General features: G+C 69.3%; 4 protein-coding genes. 1 reads left to right on the forward strand and 3 read right to left on the reverse strand.

Annotated elements, in window-relative coordinates; all coding sequences use genetic code 11:
* Positions 1 to 1,427: APC family permease (locus B7X32_RS18840; RefSeq protein WP_292723220.1), on the reverse strand; the 1,427-nt coding region annotated here is incomplete at its 3' end.
* 322 nt (positions 1,428 to 1,749) lie between these two features.
* Between B7X32_RS18840 and B7X32_RS18845 the strand changes: the two genes are divergently transcribed.
* Positions 1,750 to 2,442 (forward strand): GTP pyrophosphokinase family protein, encoded by a 693-nt coding sequence (locus tag B7X32_RS18845; protein WP_292723212.1) that lies wholly within the window; start codon positions 1,750 to 1,752, stop codon positions 2,440 to 2,442.
* 169 nt (positions 2,443 to 2,611) lie between these two features.
* Here B7X32_RS18845 and B7X32_RS18850 read toward each other — a convergent pair whose 3' ends face one another.
* Both B7X32_RS18850 and B7X32_RS18855 read right to left on the reverse strand, forming a co-directional pair.
* Positions 2,612 to 3,826, reverse strand: a complete 1,215-nt coding sequence (locus B7X32_RS18850; protein WP_292723215.1) for an amidohydrolase — start codon at positions 3,824 to 3,826, stop codon at positions 2,612 to 2,614.
* Positions 3,827 to 3,887: 61 nt separating this feature from the next.
* On the reverse strand, positions 3,888 to 4,410 hold a 523-nt coding region (locus B7X32_RS18855), incomplete at its 5' end, for a TetR family transcriptional regulator C-terminal domain-containing protein (protein ID WP_292723218.1).

Consider the following 4,410-nt stretch of genomic DNA (forward strand, 5'->3'; position numbering starts at 1 on the left):
CCGAAGTGGGTCGTGTCGTCGATCGAGATCTCGTGCTCGACGTCGCGGTAATAGCGCTTCACGCCCATCATGAGCAGGGCGAGGAGCGGGATCGCGATGAACACCATCCACGCGCCGTGCGTGAACTTGGTGATCGTGACGATCACGAGCACCGCGATCGTCATGGACGCACCGAGCGAGTTGATCGCAAGGCCCGTGTAGGCCGTGCGGCGCACGGGTTGCGCCTCCTTCACGCTCATGACCTTGGTGCCGGCCAGCAGGCGCCGCCAGTGCCGCACCATGCCCACCTGTCCGAGCGAGAAGGACACGAAGACGCCGATGATGTAGAGCTGGATCAGGTTCGTCAGGTTCGCCTGGAACAGCACCAGCACGCCGATCGCGGCGATGCCGAGCAGGATCATGCCGTTGGAGAACACGAGGCGGTCGCCGCGGGTGTTCAGCGCCTTGGGCGCGTAGCCGTCGCGGGCGAGCACGGCGCCGAGCAGCGGGAAGCCGTTGAAGGCCGTGTTGGCGGCGAGCAGCAGCACGCACGCGGTCGCCGCCTGGATGATGAAGAACGGCAGGGATCCGCCGCCGAACACGGCGGAGGCGATCTGCGCCATGAGCGACTGCTGCGGGAGCGCGCAGTTGAAGCCGGCCAGGTCGCGGCAGGGATCCTCGGCGTAGTGCACCTGCGTGATCAGGCCGAGCGCGGTGAGGCCGGTGAACAGCAGGATCGCGATCCCGCCCATCATCGCGAGCGTCGCCTGCGCGTTGCGGATCTTCGGGATCCGGAACGCCTGCACGCCGTTCGAGACCGCCTCGACGCCGGTGAGGGCGGAACAGCCGCTGGAGAACGCCCGCAGCACGAGCAGGATGACGGCGGCGTTCGCGAGCTGGTCGCCGTGCATCGTGTACTGAGCGCTCTCGGCGATCGGGGCGTCGCCGAGGAAGGTGCGCACCAGGCCCGTGACGATCATGACGCCGACGGATCCGATGAAGATGTAGGTCGGCACCGCGAAGAAGGTGGACGCCTCGCGCACGCCGCGCAGGTTCACGACCACGATGAGGATGACGAAGCCGACGGCGAGCTCGACCCGCCACGGGTCGAGCTGCGGCACGGCGGAGATGATGTTGTCCACGCCGGAGGCGATCGACACGGACACCGTGAGGATGTAGTCGACGAGGAGGGCCGCGGCCACGACGACGCCGGGGATCTCGCCGAGGTTCTTCGAGGCGACCTCGTAGTCGCCGCCGCCGGAGGGGTAGGCCTGGATCAGCTTGCGGTAGCTCAGCACGATCACGATCAGCAGCAGGACGACCGCCGCCGCGACCCATGGCGCGAAGGCGAGGAACGCCAGACCGCCGAGCCCCAGGGTCATCAGCATCTCCTGCGGGCCGTACGCCACGGAGGAGAGTGCGTCGGATGCGAAGATCGGCAGCGCCATCCGTTTCGGGAGGAGCTGTTCGTTCGCCTTCTCTGTGCTGAGCGGCTCCCCGAGCAGGATGCGTTTGGCTACCTGCGGGGCGTCGGCGCTCTCACGGCTGTCATTTGCCACGAGCGGCTAAATTACGCCTGGAACGGGGCGGATGCAATTTCGCGCGCGGGTTGTTGCATCACTGTTCCATCACTCTTTGCCCTCGGCGGGCCCCGGGCGTGTCAGAAGAGGGTACGCGCGGGGGCTCGGAGAGCGCTCTCTCGGCGACTCGGCGGTCCGCTCAGAACGAACACACAGGAGATCCGAACTCCTTTTGCGTAGCGTCGCAGACATGAGCATGGCCCCCCTGGACGACGATGCGCTGAACCAGACCCTGTCCGAGGCGCGCGAGCTGCGCGACGAGTTCCAGCGGTTCCTGCACGAGTACGAGTTCGGGATGCGCGAGATCGAGACGAAGATCTCGATCCTGCGCGACGAGTTCACCCACCACCACTCCTACAACCCGATCGAGCACGTGAAGAGCCGGGTCAAGACGCCCGACAGCATCGTGGAGAAGGTGGCGCGCCGGGGGATCGAGCCCGACTTCGACACGATCCGCGCGCACATCACCGACATCGCCGGCGTGCGCGTGACGTGCAGCTTCGTCGCCGACGTGTACCGGCTGTTCGACCTGCTCGCCGCGCAGGACGACATCACCGTGCGCATCGTGAAGGACTACATCGCGACGCCGAAGGCCAACGGCTACCGCAGCCTGCACGCGATCCTCGAGGTGCCGGTGTTCCTCTCCTCCGGCCCGATCATGGTGCCCGTCGAGGTGCAGTTCCGCACGATCGCGATGGACTTCTGGGCGAGCCTCGAGCACAAGATCCACTACAAGTTCCAGGGCCAGGTGCCCGCGCACCTCGTGGACGACCTCACCGCGGCGGCCGACGCCGCGAGCGAGCTCGACGAGCGCATGGAGCGGCTGCACCACGAGGCGCACGCCCCGCTCGCCGCGCTGTCGCCCGTCCGCGTCGACGTCTGAGGCCGGATCCGCTCAGCGCCTCCCGCTGCCGGTCCTCCCGCGACGATCCGCACACGGTGCGACGATCCGCACACGTGTCGGCGCGGATCCGTGTGCCGATCGTCCCGGCCTGTGCAGATCGTCGCACGGCACGGCGCGATCCGGCACGGCACGGCACGGGGGGCGGGTGTCAGTCCAGGAACTCGCGGGCTGCGACGGTCAGGGCCTGCACGCCGACCTCGATCGTCGGGTGGATCTCGACCGCGAAGAACGGCGAGTGGTTCGTGGCGATCTCGCTGTCGACCGTGCCGTTCGCCACCGCGACCGCGTAGCGGGCGGGAGCGATGCCGCCCCAGAACCAGAACACGAGCGGCACGCCGGCGTCCCGGGCGAACCAGGACACGTCCTCGCTGCCGGTGAACAGGCCGGGGTCGATCACGTTCGCGTCGCCGAACGCCTCCCGGAACGCGGCCGTCGCGCGCTCGGTTGCCGCGGCGTCGTTGATCGTCGCGGGCAGCGTGTGCAGGGTCTCGATGGTCGGATCCTGGAGGGCGCCGGACGCCATCGCCTCGGCCTTGATGACGCGCTCGACCTTCTCCAGGACCTTCTCGCGCAGGGCCTCGTCGGGGTAGCGCAGGCTGAGGTCGAGCGTGGCCTCAGCCGGGATGATGTTGTTCTTGGTGCCGGCGTGGATCGCGCCGACGGTCACGACGGCGAGGTCGTGCGGATCCACCTCGCGCGAGACTACGGTCTGCAGGCGCATGACCGTCGCGGCCGCCATGACGACGGGGTCGATCGTGGAGTGCGGGCGCGATCCGTGCCCGCCGCGGCCGTGCAGCACGACGTGCAGGCCGTCCGATGCCGACATCTGCGGGCCGGGCCGGACGCCGATCATGCCGGCGGGGAAGGGCGTGACGTGCTGTCCGATGACGACGTCGGGGCGGGGGAAGCGGTCCAGAGCGCCGTCGTCGAGCATCGCGCGGGCGCCGGCGCCGTACTCCTCGGCGGGCTGGATGACGACGACGAGCGTGCCGCACCACTCGTCCCTGGTGCGGACGAGCTCCTCGACCGCGCCGATCATCGCGGTCACGTGCATGTCGTGGCCGCAGGCGTGCATGATGCCGACCTCGTGGCCCTCCGGATCGATGCCGGTCGCGGTGCTCGCGTAGGCCAGGCCTGTCTGCTCGGTCACGGGCAGCGCGTCCATGTCGGCGCGCGCCCACACGACGGGGCCCTCGCCGTTCTCGAGCACCCCGATCACCCCGGTCTTCCCGATGCCCTCTGTGACCTCCAGCCCGAGGTCGCGCAGGTGCCCGGCGGCGATCGCGGCCGTGCGCGTCTCCTGGAACGACAGCTCGGGGTTGCGGTGCAGGTCGATGAACAGCGCTTCGAGGTCGATCGTCATAGCGCCGAGCCTACGCGGATCCGTCACCCGGGCGGATCCGCCGGAGGGCGCGGGGGAGCGGTCAGCGGGGGGATGCGCCGGGCGCGTACGTCTCGAGCGGAGGACCGGGATGGAGCACGCCGTTCACGATCGCCTCGATCGCGAACGCGCTGGCCTCGGCGAGATCCACGGCCGACGGGTCCAGCAGCCACTGCAGCTGCAGGCCGTCCATGACCGCGAGGATCGACGCGGAGGCCGTGGCGATGCGCGCGGTGCCGGTCACGCCCTCCTGGGCGCACAGCTCGGCGAACGCGGCCGAGACCTCCTCCCTGAGCTTCGCGTACCGGTGCTCGAAGAACCCGCGCGCCGGGTGGTCGTCGGTCACGGACTCGCTGGAGAGCACGGTGTAGACCTGCACGATGCCCGGCCGCAGCTCGTTCACGAGCGCGGTCTTGACCAGATGCAGGAAGAGGGCGGGGCCGTCGGGGATGTGCTTCTCGGCGAGGCCGGCGACGTCGCTCTCGTCGCGGTAGGCGAGCACCTCGAGCAGCAGCTTCTGCTTGGAGCCGAAGTGGTGCAGCACGCCGGCATGCGTCATGCCGACC

Origin of the sequence: Microbacterium sp. 13-71-7 (genome assembly GCF_002257455.1) — a bacterium.
Taxonomy (GTDB): Bacteria; Actinomycetota; Actinomycetes; order Actinomycetales; family Microbacteriaceae; genus Microbacterium.